Annotated in this window: 17 protein-coding genes; 12 read left to right on the top strand and 5 right to left on the bottom strand. The window is 71.5% G+C overall.

The features are described from left to right. Positions 1-84 precede the first annotated feature (84 nt). A complete protein-coding gene (locus RBJ65_RS15195) occupies positions 85-1974 on the top strand; it encodes a long-chain fatty acid--CoA ligase (RefSeq protein ID WP_306321670.1) in 1890 nt (629 codons plus the stop codon). Positions 1975-2016: 42 nt separating this feature from the next. Here the strand turns inward: RBJ65_RS15195 and RBJ65_RS15190 are convergent, their stop codons facing one another. Both RBJ65_RS15190 and RBJ65_RS15185 read right to left on the bottom strand, forming a co-directional pair. After that, positions 2017-2601 carry a two-component system response regulator gene (locus RBJ65_RS15190; protein WP_306321671.1) on the bottom strand — a complete coding sequence of 195 codons (585 nt, stop codon included), beginning with the start codon at positions 2599-2601 and terminating at the stop codon, positions 2017-2019. A 12-nt stretch (positions 2602-2613) separates the two neighbouring features. Beyond that, positions 2614-6774, bottom strand: a complete 4161-nt coding sequence (locus RBJ65_RS15185) for a HAMP domain-containing protein (protein ID WP_306321672.1) — start codon at positions 6772-6774, stop codon at positions 2614-2616. A gap of 102 nt (positions 6775-6876) precedes the next feature. Between RBJ65_RS15185 and RBJ65_RS15180 the strand changes: the two genes are divergently transcribed. Together RBJ65_RS15180 and hemW are read left to right on the top strand one after the other, a co-directional pair. Next, positions 6877-8901 carry a SpoIIE family protein phosphatase gene (locus tag RBJ65_RS15180; protein WP_372341375.1) on the top strand — a complete coding sequence of 675 codons (2025 nt, stop codon included), beginning with the start codon at positions 6877-6879 and terminating at the stop codon, positions 8899-8901. A gap of 27 nt (positions 8902-8928) precedes the next feature. Further along, the gene (gene hemW, locus RBJ65_RS15175) at positions 8929-10161 is read left to right on the top strand and encodes a radical SAM family heme chaperone HemW (protein ID WP_306321673.1); all 1233 of its coding nucleotides are present in this window, start codon (positions 8929-8931) and stop codon (positions 10159-10161) included. 132 nt (positions 10162-10293) lie between these two features. Here the strand turns inward: hemW and RBJ65_RS15170 are convergent, their stop codons facing one another. Further along, entirely contained in the window at positions 10294-11130 is an 837-nt protein-coding gene (locus RBJ65_RS15170) for a DUF3097 domain-containing protein (RefSeq protein ID WP_306321674.1), read from the bottom strand. Between the two features lie 33 nt (positions 11131-11163). After that, a complete protein-coding gene (locus RBJ65_RS15165; protein ID WP_306321675.1) occupies positions 11164-11904 on the bottom strand; it encodes an MBL fold metallo-hydrolase in 741 nt (246 codons plus the stop codon). Positions 11905-12047: 143 nt separating this feature from the next. On the opposite strand from RBJ65_RS15165, the gene hrcA reads away from it, so the two are divergent. The 9 genes from hrcA (at position 12048) to RBJ65_RS15120 (ending at position 22686) form a co-directional block, all read left to right on the top strand. Then, entirely contained in the window at positions 12048-13064 is a 1017-nt protein-coding gene (gene hrcA, locus RBJ65_RS15160) for a heat-inducible transcriptional repressor HrcA (RefSeq protein ID WP_306321676.1), read from the top strand. Beyond that, positions 13065-14204: a molecular chaperone DnaJ gene (gene dnaJ / locus RBJ65_RS15155; protein WP_306321677.1), complete on the top strand. Its 1140-nt coding sequence runs from the start codon at positions 13065-13067 to the stop codon at positions 14202-14204. Between the two features lie 210 nt (positions 14205-14414). After that, the gene (locus RBJ65_RS15150; RefSeq protein ID WP_306321678.1) at positions 14415-15488 is read left to right on the top strand and encodes a nitronate monooxygenase; all 1074 of its coding nucleotides are present in this window, start codon (positions 14415-14417) and stop codon (positions 15486-15488) included. Further along, positions 15488-16234: a 16S rRNA (uracil(1498)-N(3))-methyltransferase gene (locus tag RBJ65_RS15145; RefSeq protein WP_306321679.1), complete on the top strand. Its 747-nt coding sequence runs from the start codon at positions 15488-15490 to the stop codon at positions 16232-16234. The genes RBJ65_RS15150 and RBJ65_RS15145 overlap by 1 nt, the downstream gene beginning before the upstream one ends. Before the next feature lie 74 nt (positions 16235-16308). Further along, positions 16309-16881 carry a hypothetical protein gene (locus RBJ65_RS15140; protein WP_306321680.1) on the top strand — a complete coding sequence of 191 codons (573 nt, stop codon included), beginning with the start codon at positions 16309-16311 and terminating at the stop codon, positions 16879-16881. 78 nt (positions 16882-16959) lie between these two features. Beyond that, the gene (locus tag RBJ65_RS15135; protein WP_306321681.1) at positions 16960-20190 is read left to right on the top strand and encodes a S41 family peptidase; all 3231 of its coding nucleotides are present in this window, start codon (positions 16960-16962) and stop codon (positions 20188-20190) included. Positions 20191-20342: 152 nt separating this feature from the next. Further along, positions 20343-20681: a histidine triad nucleotide-binding protein gene (locus tag RBJ65_RS15130; RefSeq protein ID WP_306321682.1), complete on the top strand. Its 339-nt coding sequence runs from the start codon at positions 20343-20345 to the stop codon at positions 20679-20681. Between the two features lie 31 nt (positions 20682-20712). Continuing rightward, the gene (locus RBJ65_RS15125) at positions 20713-21621 is read left to right on the top strand and encodes a ribonuclease Z (protein ID WP_306321683.1); all 909 of its coding nucleotides are present in this window, start codon (positions 20713-20715) and stop codon (positions 21619-21621) included. A gap of 33 nt (positions 21622-21654) precedes the next feature. Beyond that, positions 21655-22686: an adenosine deaminase gene (locus tag RBJ65_RS15120; RefSeq protein WP_306321684.1), complete on the top strand. Its 1032-nt coding sequence runs from the start codon at positions 21655-21657 to the stop codon at positions 22684-22686. Here RBJ65_RS15120 and RBJ65_RS15115 read toward each other — a convergent pair. Next, positions 22638-23990 carry an MFS transporter gene (locus RBJ65_RS15115; RefSeq protein WP_306321685.1) on the bottom strand — a complete coding sequence of 451 codons (1353 nt, stop codon included), beginning with the start codon at positions 23988-23990 and terminating at the stop codon, positions 22638-22640. The genes RBJ65_RS15120 and RBJ65_RS15115 overlap by 49 nt on opposite strands. Between the last annotated feature and the right edge of the window lie 149 nt (positions 23991-24139).

Here is a 24139-nt window from a genome sequence, read left to right as displayed (position 1 = left end):
CCAATGGTTACTCGCCAGTTAAACAAGCCGCGAAGAATGGCTTCGTATCAACCAGCCGCACCGTCGCGGGCCCCGGAGGACGTCGTGAGCGACACACAGACCCTGATCGAGAACCGTCCGCCCTCCGTGGCGAACCTCTTCCTGGAGCGCGTCGCGGCCACACCGGACGCCGAGGCCTACCGTTATCCGGTGCCCCCGGCCGCCGGCACGGGCCCCGACGACTGGAAGTCGCTGAGCTGGGCGCAGGCCGCGCAGCGCGTGTACGCCATCGCCGCGGGCCTGGTCGAGCTGGGCGTGGGCCCGCAGGAGCGGGTGGCGCTCGCGTCCTCGACCCGCGTCGAGTGGATACTCGCCGACCTCGGCATCATGTGCGCGGGCGCGGCGACCACCACGGTGTACCCGCAGACCAACGACGACGAGTCGGCGTTCATCCTGTCCGACTCCGAGTCCAAGGTGATGGTCGCGGAGGACGCCGCGCAGCTCGCCAAGGCGCGGGCGCGCCGAGCGGAGCTCCCCGAGCTGCGGCACGTCGTCGTGATCGACGCGACGGGTGTCGAGCCGGACGCCGCCGACCCCGATGGCTGGCTGCTCACCCTTGAGGACCTGGAGGCGCGCGGCGCCGCGTACCTGGAGAAGAACCCGGACATCGTCCGGGAGCGGGTCGGGGCGATCACCAAGGACCAGCTCGCCACCCTCATCTACACCTCCGGGACCACCGGCCGCCCCAAGGGCGTGCGGCTGCCGCACGACAACTGGTCGTACATGGCGAAGGCCATTGCGGCGACCGGCCTGGTGAGCGGCGAGGACGTGCAGTACCTGTGGCTGCCGCTCGCGCACGTCTTCGGCAAGGTGCTCACCAGTGGCCAGATCGAGGTCGGGCACGTCACCGCCGTCGACGGCCGCGTAGACAAGATCATCGAGAATCTGCCGGTCGTGCAGCCGACGTACATGGCCGCCGTGCCGCGCATCTTCGAGAAGGTCTACAACGGCGTCGCCGCGAAGGCGAAGGCCGGCGGCAGCGCCAAGTACAAGATCTTCCAGTGGGCGGCGGGTGTTGCGCGCGAGTACGCGAAGGTCAGCCAGGACAACTTCCGGCGTACGGGCGTCGCCTCGGTGCCGTTCAAGCTCGCCTCGAAGCACAAGGCCGCCGACCGGCTCGTCTACGGCAAGCTGCGGGAGGCCTTCGGCGGGCGGCTGCGGGCCTGCGTGTCCGGGTCCGCCGCGCTGGCCCCGGAGATCGGCTACTTCTTCGCGGGCGCCGGAGTGCACATCCTGGAGGGCTACGGGCTCACCGAGTCGAGCGCCGCCTCCTTCGTGAACCCCGGTGAGGCGTACCGCACCGGCACCGTCGGCAAGCCGCTGCCCGGCACCGAGGTGCGGATCGCGGACGACGGCGAGATCCTGCTGCGCGGCCCCGGCATCATGGAGGGCTACCACGGGCTTCCCGACAAGACGGCCGAGGTCCTGGAGTCCGACGGCTGGTTCCACACCGGCGACATCGGCGAGCTGTCCAACGACGGCTACCTGCGCATCACCGACCGCAAGAAGGACTTGATCAAGACGTCCGGCGGCAAGTACATCGCGCCTGCCGAGGTCGAGGGCCAGTTCAAGGCCGTGTGCCCGTACGTCTCCAACATCCTGGTGCACGGCGCCGACCGGAACTTCTGCACGGCGCTCATCTCCCTCGACGAGCCCTCCATCCTGGAGTGGGCCAAGGAGAACGGCCTCAGCGGCTCCTCCTACGCCGAGGTCGTCGCGGCGCCGCAGACGGTGCAGCTCGTCGAGGGCTACGTGAAGGAGCTCAACGAGGGCCTGCAGCGCTGGCAGACCATCAAGAAGTTCAAGCTCCTGCCGCGCGACCTCGACATCGAGCACGGCGAGCTGACACCCAGCCTCAAGCTGAAGCGCCCGGTCGTCGAGCGGGAGTACAAGGGGCTGCTCGACGAGATGTACGCGGGCAGCCGCGAGGGCTGACCGGATGGGTCAGGAGACGCTGCGGCGGGGACGGCCAGGCGCCTACCCGCGGCGCATCATCCGCAGCGTCTCCTTCATCTCCCCGATGTCGCGGCGCAGTTCGCGTACGTCGGGGTTCTCGTCCTCGGCAAGGCGCAGCTCGATCGACGTCATCCGGGACGCCAGGGTGTCGAACTGCTCGTGTTCGCGCGCCAACAGGCGCTGCAACTGGCGGTTCTTGCGGTGCAGATCGAGAAATACGGTCACCTTCGCGCGTAGCACCCACGGGTCGAAGGGCTTGGTCAGATAGTCGGCGGCGCCGGTCGCGTAGCCGCGGAAGGCGTAGCCGGTGTCGGCGTCCGTGCCGGTCAGGAAGATGATCGGGACGTCCTTCGTCTGGTCGAGGCGCTTGATGTTCGTCGCCGTCTCGAAGCCGTCCATGCCGGGCATCCGGATGTCCAGGAGCACGACGGCGAACTGCCTGCGCAGCAGCGCCTTCATCGCCTCCTCGCCGGAACGGGCCCGTACGAGCGGTTCGTTGAGCGATCCGAGGACGGCCTCCAGCGCGGTCAGGTTGTCCTCCATGTCGTCGACGAGGAGGATGCTGGCCCGATCCGCAGACGCTGAAGTGGACTCTGCAGTAGTCATGGTGACGGTGCCTCACTCAGTGGTCGCCGGGGAGCCGGAAGTCTCGGGAGGGGGCGGATCCGCCTCTTCGGGCGCCAGGAGCTCGCACACGACGGTCAGCAACTGGTCGACGTCCACCGGTTTCGGTACGTAATCGTTCGCGCCCTTGGCGATCGACTTCTCGCGGTCGCCGGGCATGGCCTTGGCGGTGAGCGCCACGATGGGCAGCCCGGCCCACCTCGGCGTACCGCGGATGACGGAGATCGTCTCGTAGCCGTCCATCTCGGGCATCATGATGTCCATCAGGACGAGTTCGACATTGGGGTGGCTCTCCAGCGTCTCGATGCCCTCGCGCCCGTTCTCCGCGTACAGGACGGGCATGCCGACGCGGCCCAGTACGTGGGTGAGCGCGAAGACGTTGCGGATGTCGTCGTCGACGATCAGGACGCGCCGCCCCGGCAGCACCCGGCCGGGCCGGCCGGTCTGCCAGCGCTCCAGCTTCGTCGGCGTCGGCCAGTTGTCGGCCTCCTCCACGGGGCCCGGCCGCACGTACGCGTCCGGGGACTCGCCCTGCCGCTGCGGTACGAGGGCCGTGGTGCCGCGGGCCGGTGCGGGGCGGGCCCGGTCGGGCTCGGGGGCCGGCTCGTGGCCCGGGCAGCACACGGGGACGTACAGCGTGAAGGTGGAGCCCTCGCCCGGTTCGCTCTCGGCGACGATGTGGCCGCCGAGCAGCCCGGCGATCTCCCGGCTGATGGACAGGCCGAGCCCGGTGCCGCCGTACTTGCGGTTGGTGGTGCCGTCGGCCTGCTGGAAAGCCTCGAAGACGACCGGGAGCTTGTCGCGGGCGATGCCGATGCCGGTGTCGGAGACGGCGAAGGCGAGCACCCCGCCGCCCTCGCGGCCCTCGTGCGGCTGCCCGGGGCCGCCCTCCTCGACCCGGGTGACCCGCAGTTCGACCCGGCCCTTCGCGGTGAACTTGATGGCGTTCGACAGGAGGTTGCGCAGGATCTGCTGGAGCCGCTGCTCGTCGGAGTACATCTCGCGCGGCACGTCCTCGCCGACCGACACCTCGAAGGCGAGCCCGCGGTCGAGGGTGACGGGCCGGAAGGCGGCGTGCACATAGTCGAGGAGCTTGATGAGGGGGAGCTTCCTTGGCCGTACGTCCATCCGGCCCGCCTCGATCTTGGACAGGTCGAGGATGTCGTTGATGAGCTGGAGCAGGTCGGATCCGGAGCGGTGGATCGTCGTCGCGAACTGCACCTCCTGGTCGTTGAGATGGCCGTCCGGGTTGTCGGAGAGCAGCCGGGCCAGGATGAGCAGGGAGTTGAGCGGGGTGCGCAGCTCGTGCGACATGTTCGCCAGGAACTCGGACTTGTACTGGGAAGAGGTCGCCAACAGCGCGGCCTTCTCCTCCAACTGGGCGTTGGAGCGCTGCAGTTCGGCCTGCTGGCGCTGGAGTTCGTCCGAGCGCTCCTGGAGCTGGACCGCGAGCCGCTGGGACTCGCCGAGCAGGGACTCCGTGCGCGAGTTGGCGATGATCGTGTTGATGGCGACGCCGATGGTGTTCACGAACTGGTCGAAGAACGCCAGGTGGACATCGGAGAAGCGGGAGAAGGAGGCGAGCTCGATCACGCCGAGCAGCTTGTCCTCGAAGAGGATCGGGATGATCACGACGGACGCGGGCGAGGCCTCCCCGAGCCCGCTGTTGATCTTGATGTAGTCCGGTGGCGCCTCCTCCACCAGGATCCGCTTCTTCTCCAGTGCCGCCTGCCGTACGAGGCCGTGGACCGGCATCCCGCCGGTGTCGACGACCGAGGCGGACGCGGGGCCGTAGCCCGCGATATAGGCGAGTCCCTTGGCGGGGGCGGCCGTTCGGGCCCCGGGGCCGGTGTCCGGATCGGCGAGGTAGAAGGCGCCGTACTGGGCGTTCACCAGCGGGGTCAGCTCGCGCAGGATCAGATCGGCGACCTCCATCAGGTCCCGGTGGCCCTGCATGAGGGCGGCGAGGCGGGCCAGGTTCGACTCCAGCCAGTCCTTCGCGCGGGTCGTCTCGCGGAGCTTGGCCACCATCAGGTTGATGTTGTCCTTCAGCTCGGCGACCTCGCCCTGCGCGTCGACCGTGATCGAGCGGGACATGTCGCCCGAGGTCACCGCGGAGGCGACCTCGGCGATGGCGCGGACCTGCGTGGTCAGGTTCAGCGCCAGCTCGTTCACGTTCGTCGTCAGCCGCTTCCACGTGCCGTACACGCCCTCGACCCGGGCCTGGCCGCCGAGTTGGCCCTGCGAGCCGACCTCCCGGGCCACGCGCGTGACCTCGGAGGAGAACGAGGAGAGCGTGTCGACCATCGTGTTGATCGTCGTCTTCAGTTCGAGGATCTCGCCGCGCGCGTCCACGTCGATCTTCTTCGACAGGTCGCCCTGGGCGACGGCGGTGGCGACCTGCGCGATATTGCGCACCTGCGACGTCAGGTTGTCCGCCATGTAGTTCACGTTGTCCGTGAGGTCCTTCCACACCCCGGACACCCCGTGCACCGTCGCGCGCCCGCCGAGCCGGCCGTCCGTGCCGACCTCCCGGGCCACCCGCGTGACCTCGTCGGCGAAGCCCCGCAGCTGCTCCACCATCGTGTTGACGGTGTCCTTGAGCTCCAGGAACTCGCCGCGCGCGTCCACCGAGATCTTCTTCGACAGGTCGCCCTGGGCGACGGCCGTGGTGACCTGCGCGATATTGCGGACCTGCGAGGTCAGATTGTTCGCCATGTAGTTGACGTTGTCGGTCAACTCCTTCCAGACCCCCGAGACGCCGCGGACCTGGGCCTGACCGCCGAGGTTCCCCTCGGTGCCGACCTCGCGGGCCACCCGCGTGACCTCGTCGGCGAACGCGGACAGCCGGTCGACCATCGTGTTGATCGTCGACTTCAGCTCCAGGATCTCGCCCTGCGCCTGCACCGTGATCTTCTTCGACAGATCTCCCTGCGCCACCGCCGTCGACACCAGCGCGATGTTCCGCACCTGCGACGTCAGGTTGTCCGCCATGAAGTTGACGTTGTCGGTGAGGTCCTTCCAGACGCCGGATACGCCGCGTACCTGTGCGCGCCCGCCCAACTGGCCCTCGGTGCCGACCTCGCGGGCCACCCGGGTCACCTCGTCGGCGAACGCGGACAGCTGGTCCACCATCGTGTTCACCGTCGACTTCAGCTCCAGGATCTCGCCCTGCGCGTCGACCGTGATCTTCTGGCTGAGATCGCCGTTGGCCACCGCCGTCGTGACCTGCGCGATATTGCGCACCTGCGACGTCAGATTCGACGCCATGAAGTTGACGTTGTCGGTGAGGTCCTTCCAGACGCCGGATACGCCGCGCACCTGTGCGCGCCCGCCCAACTGGCCCTCGGTGCCGACCTCGCGGGCCACCCGGGTCACCTCGTCGGCGAACGCGGACAGCTGGTCCACCATCGTGTTCACGGTCAGCTTCAGTTCGAGCAGTTCGCCGGTCGCCTCGATCGTGACCGAACGCGTCAGATCGCCCTGCGCCACCGCCGTCGTCACGAGCGCGATGTCCCGCACCTGCGCCGTGAGCCGCGACGCCATGGTGTTCACCGCCTCGGTCACATCGCGCCAACTCCCGGAGAGCCCCGCCGCCTTCGCCCGCCCGCCGAGCCGCCCCTCGGTGCCGACCTCCCGCGCCACCCGCGTCACCTCGCCGGTGAACAGGGACAGCTGGTCCGCCATCTTGTTGACCGTGCGCCCCAGCCTGCGCAGATCGCCCCGCAGCTGCCGGTTCCCGTCGTGCAGGTCGACACGCTGCGTGAGGTCCCCGTCCGCCACCGCCTCAAGGACCCGCGTGGCGGTGGCGGCGGGCGCGACGAGCGCGTCGATCACGCTGTTCATGTCGTTCACCCGCGTCACCCAGGCGCCCTGCCCCGGGCTCGCCTCGATGCGCTCGTCGAGCCGGCCGTGCCGGATGATCTCCCGTCGTATCCGCGTGAGTTCGGAACTGAAGTGCACGCTGCGGTCCACCAGCTGGTTGAACACCGCGCCGAGCTCGCCGACGATCCCGTCGCCGACGGGCGACACGGGGGCGAACGTGCCGTCGCGGGCAGCCGTCAGCGCGGCCAGCAGCGGGCGGAGATCGCTCGGGCGGATGGGTTCGTCACCGTAGCCCTTCTGAGGTGCTCGCATAGCACTGTTCTCACTCATAGCGGCCTACTTAGGTAACTCGGCGCTTATGGGCGGGGCCAGTCTGTCACTCTGTCGGTGTCGCCTGAGGCGTCTTTGCCACAACTACTCAGGAGCCGAAACGTGGGTTCCATTCCGATCCAGCGGGACAGCGCGTTCAGCTCCCCGGACGTGCCCGACCGGCCGCCCGGGGAGCCGTCCGTCGCGCGCACGTCGCTGCCGGGAAACCCGCTCGCGCCCGCGGCCGCCCGCCGTTTCCTGCGGTCCGCGTTCGCCGACTGGACCGAACTGAACGAACTGAACGAACTGGGCGAACTGAGCGAACTGAGCGAACTGACCGAACCGGCCGCACCACCCGTGCCCGTGACCATCGACGGCCGCCTCATGGACGACGCGACCGTCGTCGTCAGCGAACTCGTCACCAACGCCGTCGTCCACGCCGGCACCGGAGTCGACCTCCTGTGCCGCCTGGAGGGCGCCGCCCCCGACGGCAGCGCGTCCGCCGGACTCGTCGTCGAGGTCACCGACCGGCACCCGGCCCGCGCCGTCCGCAACGACCGGTCCTTCCGCTCCCCGGAGACCCCCGAGTACGGCCGCGGCCTCCAACTCGTCGCCTCCCTCGCCGAGTCGTGGGGCATCACCTACGGCAACGGCACCAAGACCGTCTGGGCCCGGCTGCCCGCCGACGCCCCCACACCCGCCGCGGACTTCCCCGACACCTCGGCCCGGGTACGCGGCCGCCAGCGTTGCCTGCGCGCCGCCGAGACCCTCGCGCCCGCGTCCCGGCGTGCCGCCCAGGACCAGGACTGGATCAACCGCGGCGCGCTCTCCTTCCTCGCCGAGGCCTCCGACCTGCTCGCGGGCCAGCTCGACGAGGACATGGTCGCCGCCCTCGTCGGCCAGCTCCTCGTGCCGCGCCTCGCCGACTGGTGCGCCATCTGGTTCTACGAGGAGGAGGGGCGCGGCCTGCCGGGCGTCGTCGAGCACGAGCTGCGCGGCGCCGACCCGATGCCGCTGCCCCGCCTCGCCCGCGTCTGGCACACCCACGAACACCGCATCGAGGAGCTCCGCGGACTCCTGGAGAAGGAGCCCCCGCGGCTCGCCGAAGGACCGCACACGGGCGCCGTGCCGGTGCCCTGGCCCTTCGACGCGATGGACGCGATGGCCTCGGGCACCACCGAGGCGTCCGGTTCCGCGCTCGCCTACCGGCTCTCCGCGGGCGGCCGCGCGCTCGGCATCCTGCTGATCGGCCGGGCCGGACTGCTGCGCTTCCCCGACGAGGTCACCGGCCTCGTCGAGGACTTCGCCCGCCGCGTCGCCCTCGCCGTCAGCGCCGCCCGCCGCTTCACCCGGCAGGCCACCATCAGCCGCATCCTGCAGCGCGGCCTGCTGCCCACGTCCATGGCCGAGATCCCCGGCGTCAAGACCGCCCTCGTCTACGAGCCGAAGGAGGCGGGCGGCCCCGGCGGCGACTTCTACGACGTGTTCCCGGCCGGCGCGGGACGCTGGTGCTTCGCGCTCGGCGACGTACAAGGGAAGGGCCCAGAGGCCGCCGTCGTCATCGGGCTCGTCCGGCCCTGGCTGCGTCTCCTCGCCCGCGAGGAGTACCAGGTCTCCCAGGTCCTCGACCGCCTCAACCGGCTGCTGCTCGACGACGCCACCGAGGCCTCCGACGCCGCCGCCCGCGCGCTCGCCGCCGCCGACGGCCGCGGCGTTCCGCCCGAGGGCTCCACCTCCCGCTTCCTGTCGCTGCTGTACGGCGAGCTGACCCCCACCGAGGACGGCGGCGTGATCTGCACCCTCGCCTCCGCGGGGCATCCGCTGCCGCTGCTGATGCGGCCCGGCGGGGAGGTCGTCGCCGCGGCCACGCCGCAGGTGCTGCTCGGCGTCGTCGACGACCCGGACTACACGAGTGAAACGTTCATGATGCGCACCGGGGACACCCTCCTCGGCGTCACGGACGGGGTGACGGAGCGGCGCCGCGGGCCCCTCCAGTTCGACGACGGCGACGGGCTCGCGCTGGCCCTCGCCGGGTGCGCGGGCCTCACGGCGCCGCTGCTCGCGGAGCGCATCAGGCGGCTCGTGCACGCCTTCGCGGACAGCCCGCCGGACGACGATCTGGCGCTGCTCGTGCTCCAGGCGCAGTGAACCTCCGCCGGGCGGGACAATGGGGGCATGCCTTCCGCACTTCCCGATGGTGAGCCCGTGCCCGAGGACGGTTCGCTGCCCGCGTCCGCGTTCGTGGGTGCCGAGGCGCGCCCGCTCGGCTTCTACCTGCACGTCCCGTACTGCGCCACGCGCTGCGGCTACTGCGACTTCAACACGTACACGGCGACCGAGCTGCGCGGCACCGGCGGCGTCCTCGCGTCCCGCGACAACTACGCGGAGACGCTGGTGGAGGAGGTGCGCCTGGCCAGGAAGGTCCTCGGTGACGACCCGCGCCCGGTCCGCACCGTGTTCGTCGGAGGCGGTACGCCGACGCTCCTTCCGGCCGCCGATCTCGTACGGATGCTGGGGGCGATCCGCGAGGAGTTCGGGCTCGCGGACGACGCGGAGGTCACGACCGAGGCGAACCCGGAGTCGGTGGACCCGGCGTACCTGGCGGAGCTGCGGGCCGGCGGCTTCAATCGCGTGTCTTTCGGCATGCAGAGTGCCCGGCAGCACGTCCTCAAGGTCCTCGACCGTACGCACACCCCGGGGCGCCCCGAGGCGTGTGTCGCGGAGGCGCGGGCGGCCGGGTTCGACCACGTGAACCTCGACCTGATCTACGGCACACCGGGCGAGACGGACGACGACTGGCGGGCCTCGCTGGAGGCGGCGCTGGGGGCGGGGCCCGACCACGTCTCGGCGTACGCGCTGATCGTCGAGGAGGGCACGCAGCTCGCGCGGCGGATCCGGCGCGGCGAGGTGCCGATGACCGACGACGACGTGCACGCGGACCGGTACCTCATCGCGGACGAGGTGTTGGGCGCGGCCGGGTTCGACTGGTACGAGGTGTCCAACTGGGCCACGTCGGAGGCGGGCCGCTGCCTCCACAACGAGCTGTACTGGCGCGGCGCCGACTGGTGGGGCGCGGGTCCCGGCGCGCACTCGCACGTGGGCGGTGTGCGGTGGTGGAACGTGAAGCACCCGGGCGCGTACGCGGCGGCGCTGGCGGAGGGCCGGTCCCCGGGGGCCGGGCGTGAGGTGCTGGCGGACGAGGACCGCCGGGTCGAGCGCATCCTCTTGGAGCTACGGCTCCGTGAGGGCTGCCCGTTGTCGCTGCTGCGGGAGGCGGGGGGCGCGGCGGCGGAGCGGGCGTTGGCGGACGGGTTGCTGGAACCGGAGCCGTTTGCGGGTGGGCGGGGTGTGTTGACGTTGCGGGGGAGGTTGTTGGCGGATGCGGTGGTGCGGGACCTGGTCGACTGAGGTTGCGCCGAGCCGTGGTTGACGCCTCGGGGCTCTGCCCCGGACCCCGCGCCTCAATCGCCGGCGGGGCTTGAGTGTGGTCGTCCGCCGTCGAGGCTTGAAAGATCGGGGCTCCGCCCCGGGCCCCGCTCCTCAATCGCCGGAGGGGCTTGAATGGGCCGTGACGAAGTCGATGAGTTCCTCGACTCGGCCGAGGAGTTCGGGTTGGAGGTCCTTGTAGGTGTGGACCTTTGACAGGATGTGCTGCCAGGCCTCGCCCGTGTGGGACACGCGCCAGCCCAGTGCGCGGCAGACGCCCGTCTTCCAGTCCTGGCCGTGGGGGACGCGGGGCCAGGAGTCGATGCCGACCGAGGACGGCTTCACGGCTTCCCAGATGTCGATGTAGGGGTGGCCCACGACCAGGGCGTGGTCGCTCGACACCGACTGGGCGATCTTCCATTCCTTCGAGCCGGGGACCAGGTGGTCCACCAGGACGCCCAGGCGGGCGTCGGGGCCCGGGGCGAAGTCGGAGACGATCGCCGGGAGGTCGTCGACGCCCTCCAGGAATTCCACCGCCACGCCCTCGATGCGCAGGTCGTCGCCCCAGACCCGCTCGATGAGTTCGGCGTCGTGCTTGCCCTCTACGTAGATGCGGCCCGCCCGTGCCACGCGCGCGCGGGCGCCGGGGACCGCGACCGAGCCGGAGGCCGTGCGGGTGGGGCGTGCGGGGGCCGGGCCCGAGGGGCGTACGAGGGTGACGACCTTGCCGTCGATCATGAAGGCGCGGGGGTGCATGGGGAAGACGCGGTGCTTGCCGAAGCGGTCTTCGAGGGTGACGGTCGGGCCCTGCGCCGTCTTCTCGACCCGGATCACCGCTCCGCAGAAGCCCGTTGAGATCTCTTCGACCACGAGGTCCGGTTCGGCCGGGACCTCGGGGGCGGGCTTGTTCCGCTTCCAGGGAGGCGTGAGGTCGGGGGAATACTGGCGCATCGGCCGACCATAAGAGAGACGCGCAGGTCGTCGCTACGACACGCCGAAACGCGCTGCCAATGTGGCGCGTTGCTCGCGGACGAACCGTGCATTCACCGTCGAACCGTGCCCCGGAACGTACACCGCGTCCTCCCCGCCGAGATCGAGGAGCCGGTCGAGCGCCGCAGGCCAGTGCTGGGGCGCCGCGTCCGAACCCGCCTGCGGCTCGCCGGACTCCTCCACCAGGTCGCCGCAGAACACGATCTCCGGCGTACCCGGAACCAACACCGTCAGGTCGTGACCGCTGTGCGCCGGACCGATGTTCGCCAGCAGCACCGTCACGCCGCCGCCCAGGTCGAGCGTCCACTCGCCGCACACCCGGTGCGGCGGGGTCACGAGCACGTCGAGGGCCTCGGCCGCCTCCTCCTCGGGGAGACCGTTGTGTACGGCGCTGGAGCGCAGCCCGTCCGTGCCGCGTTCGAAGAGGGCGTCGATGCCCACCGCCCCGTACACCTCGACGCCCGCGAACGCGGCCGTGCCAAGGACGTGGTCGAAGTGCGGATGGGTCAGCGCGACATGCGTCACCCTCCCGTGTGCTCCGAGGAGTGCGCGGGTGTCCGCGCGCAGCCGGACGCCTTCACGGAGTGAGGATCCGGTGTCGATCAAGAGCGCCGCGTCTTCACCGACGACGAGGCCGGTCGTACAGTCCCAACCGGGCAACCGCACCCGCCCCACATTCGGCGCCAGCCCCTCCCAGCCCGACGAGGCCCAATCGGTACGTTGCGCGAGCTCCATACCTCGACGCTAGCGCCCTTGCCGGGCCCGTACCCACCGGCCGTACACTGAGCCGGGGACGATTGGCACTCGCGCTCAGGGAGTGCCAAAGCAGGAAGATCGCAGGCAACGATCGCAGCGGCTGTTTCTGGAGGTGTGCGCCGATGCTCAATGAACGCAGGCTCGAAGTGCTGCGCGCCATCGTCCAGGACTACGTCGGCACCGAGGAGCCCGTCGGCTCCAAGGCGCTCACCGAGCGGCACAAGCTCGGCGTCTCGCCGGCGACCGTCCGCAATGACATGGCCGCCCTGGAGGACGAGGGGTTCATCGCCCAGCCGCACACCAGCGCCGGGCGCATCCCCACGGACAAGGGCTACCGGCTCTTCGTCGACAAGCTCACCGCTGTGAAGCCGATGACCGGACCCGAGCGGCGCGCCGTCCAGAACTTCCTGGACGGCGCCGTCGACCTCGACGACGTCGTCGGCCGCACCGTGCGGCTGCTCGCGCAGCTCACGCGGCAGGTGGCGATCGTCCAGTACCCGTCCCTGACCCGGTCCACCGTGCGCCACGTCGAGCTGCTCTCGCTGGCGCCCGCCCGTCTGATGCTCGTGCTGATCACGGACACCGGACGCGTGGAGCAGCGGATGATCGACTGCCCGGCGCCGTTCGGCGAAACGTCACTCGCGGATCTGCGGGCCCGGCTGAACAGCCGCGTCGCGAGCCGCCGGTTCGCCGACGTACCGCAGCTGGTGCAGGACCTGCCGGAGTCCTTCGAGACGGAGGACCGCGGCACGGTCGCGACGGTGCTCTCCACCCTGCTGGAGACGCTCGTCGAGGAGTCCGAGGAACGGCTGATGATCGGCGGTACCGCCAATCTCACCCGCTTCGGACATGATTTTCCCCTCACCATTCGTCCGGTGCTGGAGGCACTCGAGGAGCAGGTCGTGCTCCTCAAGCTGCTTGGTGAGGTGGGAGATTCGGGCATGGCCGTACGGATCGGTCACGAGAACGCCCATGAAGGACTCAACTCCACATCCGTCGTCTCGGTCGGCTACGGTTCGGGCGGCGAGGCAGTCGCCAAGCTGGGTGTCGTCGGACCGACACGCATGGATTACCCGGGAACGATGGGAGCAGTACGCGCAGTGGCACGTTACGTCGGACAGATCCTGGCGGAGTCGTAAGTGGCCACGGACTACTACGCCGTACTCGGCGTGCGCCGCGACGCTTCCCAGGACGAAATCAAGAAGGCCTTTCGAAGGCTGGCGCGTGAGCTTCACCCGGATGTGAATCCGGACCCGAAGACTCAGGAGCGCTTCAAGGAGATCAACGCCGCCTACGAGGTGCTCTCCGACCCGCAGAAGAAGCAGGTCTACGACCTCGGGGGCGACCCCTTGTCGGGGGCCGGCGGAGGCGGCGGGGCCGGTGGCTTCGGCGCCGGCGGGTTCGGGAACTTCTCGGACATCATGGACGCGTTCTTCGGTACGGCGTCGCAGCGCGGGCCCCGGTCCCGTACGCGGCGCGGTCAGGACGCCATGATCCGTCTCGAGGTCGAGCTCGACGAGGCGGCCTTCGGTACGACGAAGGACATTCAGGTCGACACCGCTGTGGTGTGCACGACCTGTAGCGGCGAGGGCGCCGCGCCCGGCACCTCCGCCCAGACCTGTGACATGTGTCGCGGTCGGGGTGAGGTCTCGCAGGTGACGCGGTCCTTCCTCGGTCAGGTCATGACCTCGCGGCCGTGCCCGCAGTGTCAGGGCTTCGGGACGGTCGTCCCGACGCCGTGCCCGGAGTGCGCCGGTGACGGCCGCATCCGCTCGCGGCGCACCCTGACCGTGAAGATCCCTGCCGGTGTGGACAACGGCACGCGGATCCAGCTCGCGGGCGAGGGTGAGGTCGGGCCCGGTGGCGGTCCCGCCGGTGACCTGTACGTGGAGATCCACGAACTGCCGCACCCCACCTTCCAGCGGCGCGGCGACGACCTGCACTGCACGGTCACCATCCCCATGACGGCGGCGGCGCTCGGCACGAAGGTGCCGCTGGAGACGCTCGACGGCATGGAGGAGATCGACATCCGGCCGGGCACGCAGTCCGGTCAGTCGGTGCCGCTGCACGGGCGCGGTGTCACGCATCTGCGGGGCGGTGGTCGTGGTGACCTCATCGTGCACGTCGAGGTCACGACTCCGCAGAAGCTCGATCCGGAGCAGGAGCGGGTGTTGCGGGAGCTGGCGAAGCTGCGTGGTGAGGAGCGGCCGACCGGGCAGTTCCAGCCCGGTCAGCAGGGTCTCTTCTCCCGGCTGAAGGACGCGTTCAACGGCCGTTGAGCCACCCGTGTACGCCGCACCGGCGTTACGGCCTCGGGGCTCCGCCCCGGACCCCGCGCCTCAATCGCCGGCGGGGCTTGATGTGGTGCAGCTAGATCAAGCCCCTGCGGCGATTGAGCAGCGGGGTCCGGGGCGGAGCCCCGAGGCGTGGGGCCGGGTGGGTGTAACGGTCGATTCGGTGGCCCGGAGGGGACGTGGCACGATGCGGGCATGTCCTCCGCACTGACCGATCTCTGTTCCCTCCCGATCGTGCAGGCCCCCATGGCGGGTGGCGCTTCACAACCCGCCCTGGTCGCCGCCGTCTCCGACGCGGGCGCCCTCGGGTTCCTCGCCGCCGGGTACAAAACGGCCGACGGGATGTACCAGGAGATCAAACAGGTGCGGGCGCTGACCGGCAGGCCCTTCGGCGTCAACCTCTTCATGCCGCAGACCGAGCACGCCGACCCCGCCGCCGTCGACGTCTACCGCAACCAGCTCGCCGGCGAAGCCACCTGGTACAGCACTCCGCTCGGTGAGACCGACAGCTGCAGCGACGACGGGTACGACGCCAAGCTCGCGATCCTCGTCGACGAGCCCGTCCCCCTGGTCACCTTCACCTTCGGCTGCCCGCGCCTCGCCGTCGTCCAGGCCCTGCAACGCGTCGGCACCCGCGTCGGCGTCACCGTCACCACCGTGGAGGAGGCGCAGGCCGCGCAGGAGGCCGGCGCCGACCTGGTCTGCGTACAGGGAGTCGAGGCCGGGGGACACCAGGGGACGCACAGGGACAATCCCGAGGCGGACGGCAGCGGGATCGGGCTGCTCGCGCTCATCGCGCAGGTACGGGAGGCCGTACAGCTGCCGATCGTCGCGGCCGGCGGCATCATGCGGGGCGCGCAGATCGCCGCCGTACTCGCGGCAGGCGCCGACCTCGCACAGCTCGGCACCGCGTTCCTCGTCACCCCGGAGTCCGGGGCGCCGGAGCCGCACAAGCGGGCCATGACCAACCCGCTCTTCGTACGGACCGAGCTGACCCGCGCCTTCTCCGGGCGGCCCGCGCGCGGACTCGTCAACCGGTTCATGCGCGAGCACGGACCGTACGCCCCCGCCGCGTACCCGCAGATCCACCACATGACATCGCCGCTGCGCAAGGCCGCGGCCAAGGCCGGTGACCCGCAGGGCATGGCGCTGTGGGCGGGGCAGGGGCACCGGCTCGCGCGGGAGCTCCCCGCGGGGCAGCTCGTCGAGGTACTGGCCGCCGAACTCGACGCCGCCAAGGGCGCGTTGGCGCAGCGGGGTGCCGCCTGATGACCGCCCCCGTCTTCGTCGTCGAGGGCGCCGTGCCCGATGACCGCGCGTACGTGCTCGACGGTCCCGAAGGCAGGCACGCCGTCTCCGTGAAGCGGCTGCGCGCCGGGGAAGCCGTGACCCTCACCGACGGGCTCGGCTCGTGGTGCGAGGCCGTCGTCACCGGGAGCGAGGGCAAGGACCGGCTGGAGGTGGCGGCCGGGCCCGTCCACGTGGAGCCGGTCGAGGCGCCGAGGATCACCGTCGTACAGGCGCTGCCCAAGGGTGATCGGGGCGAGCTGGCCGTCGAGACGATGACCGAGACCGGCGTCGACGCGATCGTGCCGTGGGCCGCCTCCCGGTGCATCACGCAGTGGCGCGGCGAGCGGGGGCTCAAGGCGCTCGGCAAGTGGCGGGCCACCGCGCGGGAGGCCGGGAAGCAGTCGCGGCGGGTGCGGTTCCCGGCCGTCGCGGACGCCGCCACGACGAAGGAGGTCGCCGCGCTGCTCGCGGGGGCGGACTTCGCGGCGGTGCTGCACGAGGACAGGGACGCGCCGAGCGGGGCGCTGGCCGCCGTCGAACTCCCGGCGAGCGGCGAGATCGTGCTCGTCGTCGGGCCCGAAGGGGGCGTGTCCCCCGAGGAGTTGGCGGTGTTCGAGGAGGCGGGGGCGCGGCCGATGCGGCTCGGGCGGAGCGTGCTGCGTACGTCGACGGCCGGGACGGCGGCGGTGGCGTTGCTGCTGGGGCGCACGGGGCGCTGGGGCTGAGCCCTCTGAAAAATCGCCCGTAGTGGCTGCAACCGCACTACCGACCCTGTACGTCCGCTGGCATTCTGCCGTGCATGCGGGGAACGAGGCGGTGGTTCGGCGCGGTGGCCCTCGTCGCTGCCGTCGTCGCCACGGGCGTCGCGTGCCAGCCGATCGAGGGCGACCTCGACCCGTCCACGGTCGCCGCCACCACCGACCAGCAGGCCACCGTCGAACTCGACCGGCAGCACGCCAAGGTGGCCTGGATCAGCTGCACCGCCGCGTACAGCGGCCCCACCAAGTCCGGTGATTCGGCGCCCAGCGAGGTGAAGGTCGACTGCCGGGGGAGGACCAAGGACGGCAAGGACATCACCGTGAACGGGTGGGTGTACGGGGCCGTGTCCGGCAAGTGCGTACGCGGAAAGGTCATCGCGCGCGTCGAGGGCAAGGTGTGGTTCAACTACGGCGTGCTCGGCAACTGCGCGGCCCCCGACGGGAGTTCGACGCAGCCCCACGAATCGCAGAAGCCGCAGCCGCAGCCGCAACCGACACGCACGCCGACGCCTTCGCAGGACCCGAAGCCCCAGGAACCGCGACCGGGCTCCACCAGCACGGTGACCGAAACCGTCACGGTCACGGCGCCCCCGCCCACCTTCCAGGGCAAGTGAGAGGCAAGCGAGAGGCAAGCGAAAGGCAAGTGATCAAACGGGCTGACGTGGGCAGCGGCCAAATTTAAGGTAGGCGGGGTGACGACTCCTGCCTACCTCCGGTTCCCGCACCCGCACGGCGAGTTGGTGGTCTTCACCGCCGAGGACGACGTGTGGGCCGCGCCCCTCGACGGCGGCCGCGCCTGGCGGGTCAGCGCCGACAACATGCCCGTGAGCCACCCCCGGCTCTCCCCGGACGGCGAGACCGTCGCCTGGACCTCGCGCCGCGACGGAGCCCCCGAGGTGTACGTCGCCCCGGTCGCCGGCGGCTCCGCCAAGCGCCTGACGCACTGGGGCAGTTGGACGACCACCGTGCGCGGCTGGACCCCCGACGGGCGGGTGCTCGCCACCACGACGCACGGCCAGGCCTCGTTCCGCCGCAGCTGGGCGCGGGCCGTGCCGCTGGACGGCGGACCCGCCGAGACCCTGCCGTACGGGCCCGTGGGCGGCGTCGCGTACGGGCCGCAGGGGCCCGGGGCGCAGGTGCTGCTGCTGTCCGCGACGATGGGGCGGGAGGCCGCCTGGTGGAAGCGGTACCGGGGCGGCACGGCGGGCAAGCTGTGGATCGACCCGGACGGCACGGGAGAGTTCGCGCGGCTGCACGCCGAGCTCGACGGCAACATCGAGTACCCGATGTGGGTCGGGGACCGCGTCGCGTTCCTCTCCGACCACGAGGGCGTCGGCGCCCTCTACTCCTCCCTGCCCGACGGCTCCGAGCTGCGCCGGCACACCCCCGTGGACGGCTACTACGCGCGGCACGCCGCCACCGACGGCGCGCGGATCGTGTACGCCAGCGCCGGTGAGCTGTGGATCGTCGACGACCTGGGCGAGGGCACCGAGGCGCGCCGCCTCGACGTACAACTGGGCGGCCAGCGCGTCGACACGCAGCCGCGCCCCGTCGACGCCGCCCGCTGGTTCGGCGTCGCGTCCCCCGACCACACCGGGCGCGGCAGCGCCATCAGCGTGCGCGGCGCCGTGCACTGGGTGACCCACCGCTCGGGACCGGCCCGCGCCCTCGCCGCCGAACCCGGCGTACGGGCCAGGCTCCCGCACACCTTCCGCGTCGACGGCGAGGAACACGTGGTGTGGGTGACGGACGCCGAGGGCGACGACGCCCTGGAGTTCGCCCCCGCCACCGGGGCCGGGCCCGGCGCCACACCGCGCAGGCTCGGCGCCGGACAGCTCGGCCGGGTCCTCGGACTGACCGTGGCGCCCGACGGCGGCCGGGTCGCCGTCGCCTCGCACGACGGGCGGGTCCTGCTCGTCGAGCGGGACAGCGGCGACGTACGGGAAGTGGACCGCAGCGCGGACGGCAATGCCGACGGGCTCGCGTTCTCGCCCGACTCGGCGTGGCTCGCCTGGTCGCACCCCGGCCCGCACGACCTGCGCCAGCTCAAGCTCGCCAACACCACGGACCTGTCGGTGAGCGAGGCGACGCCGCTCCGATTCCGGGACTACGCGCCCGCGTTCACCCTCGACGGCAAGCACCTGGCGTTCCTGTCGGCGCGCTCCTTCGACCCGGTCTACGACGAGCACGCCTTCGACCTCGCGTTCGTCAGCGGCTCGCGGCCGCACCTGATCACGCTCGCCGCGACGACCCCCTCCCCCTTCGGACCGCAGCGGCACGGCCGCCCCTTCGACGCCCCGGACAGCCCCGGGGCCGAGACGCCCGACAGCGAGGGCGCGCCCACGACCCGCGTCGACCTGGACGGACTGCTCGACCGCATCGTGCCGTTCCCCGTGGAGGCCGCCCGCTACTCCACACTCCGTACGGCCAAGGACGGGGTGCTGTGGCTGCGGCACCCGGTGCGCGGCGTCCTCGGCGACTCGCGCGCCGGACGCGACGCCCCCGAGCCCAAGACCCGCCTCGAACGCTACGACCTCGCCCAACAGCGCATCGAGGAGATCGGCTCCGACGCCGACCACTTCGAGGTCAGCGGCGACGGCAAGCGGGTGCTGCTGTGGACGGGCGAGGCACTGAAGGTCGTCCCCAGCGACCGGCGCCCGGCCCACGACGACGACAGCGACACGAACATCACCGTCGACCTGTCCCGGATCAGCCAGCGCGTCGACCCGGCGGCCGAGTGGCGGCAGATGTACGAAGAGGCCGGTCGCCTCATGCGGGACAACTTCTGGCGCGCCGACATGAACGGCGTCGACTGGGACGGCGTACTGGAGCGCTACCGCCCGGTGCTCGACCGCGTCGCCACCCACAACGACCTCGTCGACCTGCTGTGGGAGGTGCAGGGCGAGCTGGGTACCTCGCACGCGTACGTGACGCCGCGCGGCGGGTACGGTTCCGCCGCGCGGCGACAGGGCCTGCTCGGCGCGGACATCTCCCGTCACGAGGACGGCAGTTGGCGGGTCGACCGGGTGCTGCCGTCCGAGACCTCCGACCCGCGGGCGCGTTCGCCGCTGGCCGCGCCCGGTGTCGCCGTGCGGGCAGGGGACGCGATCGTGGCGGTCGGCGGGCGGCCCGTCGACCCGGTGACCGGTCCAGGACCGCTCCTCGTCGGGACGGCGGACAAGCCGGTGGAGCTGACGGTGTCACCCGCGGGCGGCGGCGACCCCCGGCACGTCGTCGTCGTGCCGCTCGACGACGAGGAACCGCTGCGCTACCACGCGTGGGTCGCCGACCGGCGGGCGTACGTCCACGAGAAGTCGGAGGGGCGGCTCGGTTACCTCCACGTCCCCGACATGCAGGCGCCCGGCTGGGCGCAGATCCACCGGGACCTGAGCGTGGAGGTCGCGCGGGAGGGCCTCGTCGTGGACGTCAGGGAGAACCGGGGCGGCCACACGTCGCAGCTCGTCGTCGAGAAGCTGGCCCGCCGCGTCGTCGGCTGGGACCTGCCGCGCGACAGCCGCCCGTTCTCCTACCCGATGGACGCGCCGCGCGGCCCCGTCGTCGCGGTCGCCAACGAGTTCTCCGGCTCCGACGGCGACATCGTCAACGCGGCGATCAAGGCGCTCGGCATCGGTCCCGTCGTGGGCGTACGTACGTGGGGTGGCGTCATCGGCATCGACAGCCGGTACCGGCTTGTGGACGGGACGCTGGTGACGCAGCCGAAGTATGCGACCTGGATGGAGGGTTACGGGTGGGGTCTGGAGAACCACGGGGTGGATCCGGACGTGGAGGTGGTCATGGCTCCGCAGGATGTGGTTGCCGGGCGTGACCCGCAGCTGGACGAGGCGGTTCGCATCGCGCTGGCGTCCCTCGCGGAAACCCCGGCCAAGTCCGCGCCGACGCTGCCGCGGGCTTCGACGGAGTAGTGGTTGCGGCCCCGGGGGCTCCGCCCCCGGACCCCCGCTGCTCAATCGCCGCAGGGGCTTGATAGATCAAGCCTCGCCGGCGTTTGAGGCGCGGGGTCCGGGGCGGAGCCCCGAGGCCGTGCGCCGGGTGGGGTGATCGATACGATGCCGTCATGGATGACTGCCTGTTCTGCAAGATCGCCGCCGGGGACGTCCCCGCCACCCTGGTCCGCGAGTCGGAGACCACCGTCGCGTTCCGGGACATCAACCCCCAGGCCCCCACCCACGTCCTCGTCATCCCGCGCGTCCACCACCCCGACGCCGCCTCCCTCTCCGCCGCCGAACCGGCCATCGCCGCCGACGTGCTGCGCGAGGCCGGCGAGGTCGCGAAGGACGAGAAGCTGGACAGCTACCGCATCGTGTTCAACACCGGCAGCGGTGTCGGCCAGACCGTCTTCCACGCGCACGCCCACGTCCTCGGTGGCCGCGGCATGCAGTGGCCTCCCGGATAACCCCGACAGGACCTGACAGGACCAACCACCCATGTCCGTACGGGAATTCGTCGTGCTCGGCACCGCCAGCCAGGTGCCGACCCGGCAGCGCAACCACAACGGCTACCTGCTCCGCTGGGACAGCGAAGGCATCCTCTTCGACCCCGGCGAGGGCACCCAGCGGCAGATGCTGCGGGCCGGCGTGGCGGCGCACGACATCAACCGGATCTGCGTCACGCACTTCCACGGCGACCACTCCCTCGGCCTCGCGGGCGTCGTCCAGCGGATCAACCTGGACCGCGTGCCGCACCCGGTGACCGCGCACTACCCGGCGTCAGGGCAGCGCTTCTTCGAACGGCTGCGGTACGCCACCGCGTACCGGGAGACCGTCGACATCGCCGAGGAACCGGTGACGGGGGAGGGCGCGGTGCTGGCCGACACCCCCGCGTACCGGCTCGAAGCGCGCCGGCTCTCGCACCCCGTCGAGTCGTACGGCTATCTCCTCGTCGAGCCCGACGGCCGCCGCATGCTGCCCGAGCGGCTCGCCGCGCACGGCATCGCGGGGCCCGACGTCGGGCGGCTGCAGAAGGAGGGCGCGCTGCGCGGGGTCGCGCTCGACGAGGTGAGCGAGGCGCGGCGCGGGCAGCGCGTCGCGTTCGTGATGGACACCCGGCTGTGCGAGGGCGTGGAAGCGCTCGCCGAGGGCTGCGACCTGCTCGTCATCGAGTCGACGTTCCTGGACGAGGACATTCAACTCGCCACCGACCATGGGCACTTGACCGCCGGGCAGGCCGCCCGCGTGGCGCGTGACGCGGGCGTCAGGCGCCTCGTCCTCACCCACTTCAGCCAGCGCTACACCGACCCGGATGAGTTCGCGCGGCAGGCCCGCGCCGCCGGGTTCGACGGGGAGCTGACGGTCGCCCGCGACCTCGACCGGATCCCGGTGCCGAAGCGCCGCTGAGGCCCGCGCCCCCGATCTGCGTACGATGGTCCGATGTCCCTCGCACCACTCGCCCGCATCCCCAAGGCAGAGCTCCACCTGCACATCGAAGGCACCCTCGAACCCGAGCTCGCCTTCGAACTCGCCCGTCGCAACGGCATCACCCTGCCGTACGCCGACACCGAGGAGCTCCGCAAGGCGTACCTCTTCGCCGACCTCCAGTCCTTCCTCGACCTGTACTACTCGCTGATGGCGGTCCTCGTCACCGAGGACGACTTCGAGGCGCTCGCCGACGCCTACCTGGCGCGCGCCGCCGAGCAGGGCGTGCGGCACGCCGAGATCTTCTTCGACCCGCAGGCGCACGCCGCGCGGGGCGTGGGCATGGGCACCGTCGTCGAGGGCCTTTCGCGCGCCCTCGCGCGCAGCGAGGAGCGGCACGGGATCTCCACCAAGCTGATCCTGTGCTTCCTGCGCGATCAGTCCGCCGAGTCGGCGATGGAGACCCTGAACGCCGCGAAGCCGTACCTCGACCGCATCGTCGGCGTCGGCCTCGACTCCGCCGAAGTCGGCAACCCGGCCGCGAAGTTCCGCGAGGTGTACGAGGCCGCGGACGCGCTCGGCCTGCGCAAGGTCGCGCACGCGGGCGAGGAGGGCGACCCCTCGTACGTGTGGGAGGCCCTGGACATCCTCGGCGTCGAGCGCGTCGACCACGGGCTGCGGTCCCTGGAGGACCCGGAGCTCGTGGCACGGCTCGTACGCGACCGGATTCCGCTCACGCTGTGCCCGCTGTCGAACGTGCGCCTTCGCGCCATCGACGTGCTGGAGGACCACCCGCTCGTCAAGATGATGGACGCCGGGCTGCTCTGCACGGTCAACTCCGACGACCCCTCCTACTTCGGCGGCTACGTCGGCGACACCTTCCACGCCGTCCACGAGGCGCTCGGCATCGACCACGACCGAGTGCGGGAACTGGCCCGCAACTCGTTCGTGGCGTCGTTCCTCGACGGCAGCGAGGAGGACGAGGCGCGCAGGGCGCGCTACATCGCCGAGGTCGAGGCGTACGAGCTGGACGACATCTCCGGCTGAACCGGGTCCGGTGACTGGACCGACGGCTGGAGCTTGAACTCCGGTGCGGGGGCGGCCGTCTCGATCGTCGACTCGATGTCGAACAGCTCGACCACCGGCTGCTCCAGCACACCCGAAGGCGGCACGATCGCACCGACCGGAGCGCCGCTGTGGCGCCGTGCCGCGCCCGCGAACAGCGGGCGGCCACCGGTGTGCAGGGCCACCGCGGTCAGCGGCACCGCGAGCAGCAGCAGGCCCACGGCCAGCACCACGCCCATCACCGTGAAGCCCGCCGACTCCGCCAGGACGCTGCCCGCCAGCGGGCCGCACGCCGTGCCCAGCGAGGACGCCGCGCCGATGAGGACCGCCCAGCGGCCGCGCGGGTCGAGGGACGCCGCGAGGCCGAGGACGTACGAGAGGACCACCGGGTAGAGGGTGTTCCAGGCGATCTCGCCCGTGGCGAAGGAACCGAGGTCGTCCGCGCGGGCACTGAGCACGACGCAGCAGGCGATCGCCGCCGTGCCCGCCCCGATCGGCAGCGCACGGCCCAGGCGGACGCCGACCGCGCCCGCGCCGATCACCCCGAGCAGGGCGACGCCGAGCCCCACCGCGAACACCGAGCCGACCGTGACCTCGGAAAGGCCGGCCTGCTCCGTGCCGATGCGGCTGCTGACGCCCCACAGCGCGTTCTGCGCCATCGACCAGCACACCAGCGCCGCCGCGAGCAGCAGACCCGAACGGGCGTGGGGGAGCGGTGACTTGGGGGCGGGGGCCGCGCAGTTGTCCGGGGTCGCCGGGCCGTCCAGGGCGCTCGTCGCGGGCCACACCGCGAGCGCGGTGCAGGCGAGCGCGGCGAACGGCAGGCCGTGGCCCTCGCTGATCCGCGGGATGGCCAGGTAGAGGGCGGCCGCGAGCGCCGAGACGCTCAACAGGCCGAGCGTGGACGCGCGGTGCGGGTCCTTCTGGGCGGCGATCCCGGTGGCCGCGACCGCCGTCGCCGTACCCGAACCGAAGCCGCCGATCATCGCACCCGCGACGACCAGCGGGGTGGTGTCGGCGAGCGCAGCGGTGCCGTAGCCGACGGCGGCGAGGAGCAGTCCGGCGCGGGCGGCGCGGCGGGCGCCGACCCGTTCGACGCGGGCCGCGAGCGTGAGGCCCGCGGCGGCCGAACTCAGCAGCAGCGCACTGCCGATGAGACCGGCCTGAGTGGGAGAGAGCCGCAGGCCGGCGGCGAGCCGGCCGACGATGGTGGGCAGGAGATAGGCGGCGAGATAGCCGGCCGTGAAGAGGGCGATGAGCGCGGGCCGGGCAGGGCGGCGGGACACGGGCGATCCTGAAGAACGGGCCCCTCGCCTTGGACGCTGTTTTGGGCAAGGGGGTGGTAAGGCAGGGAAGTTGGGAGCGCGACGTCTTTGCGAACAGAACCGAACCGGGGACGCGGGCGCGGCCAATTTGTATCAAGCCCGTGGGGTGT

Source organism: Streptomyces sp. KL109B, from assembly GCF_030766935.1.
In the GTDB taxonomy this organism is placed as follows: domain Bacteria; phylum Actinomycetota; class Actinomycetes; order Streptomycetales; family Streptomycetaceae; genus Streptomyces.
Note: the sequence above shows the minus strand (reverse complement) of the source record. Positions and strands in the feature narration are given on the sequence as shown.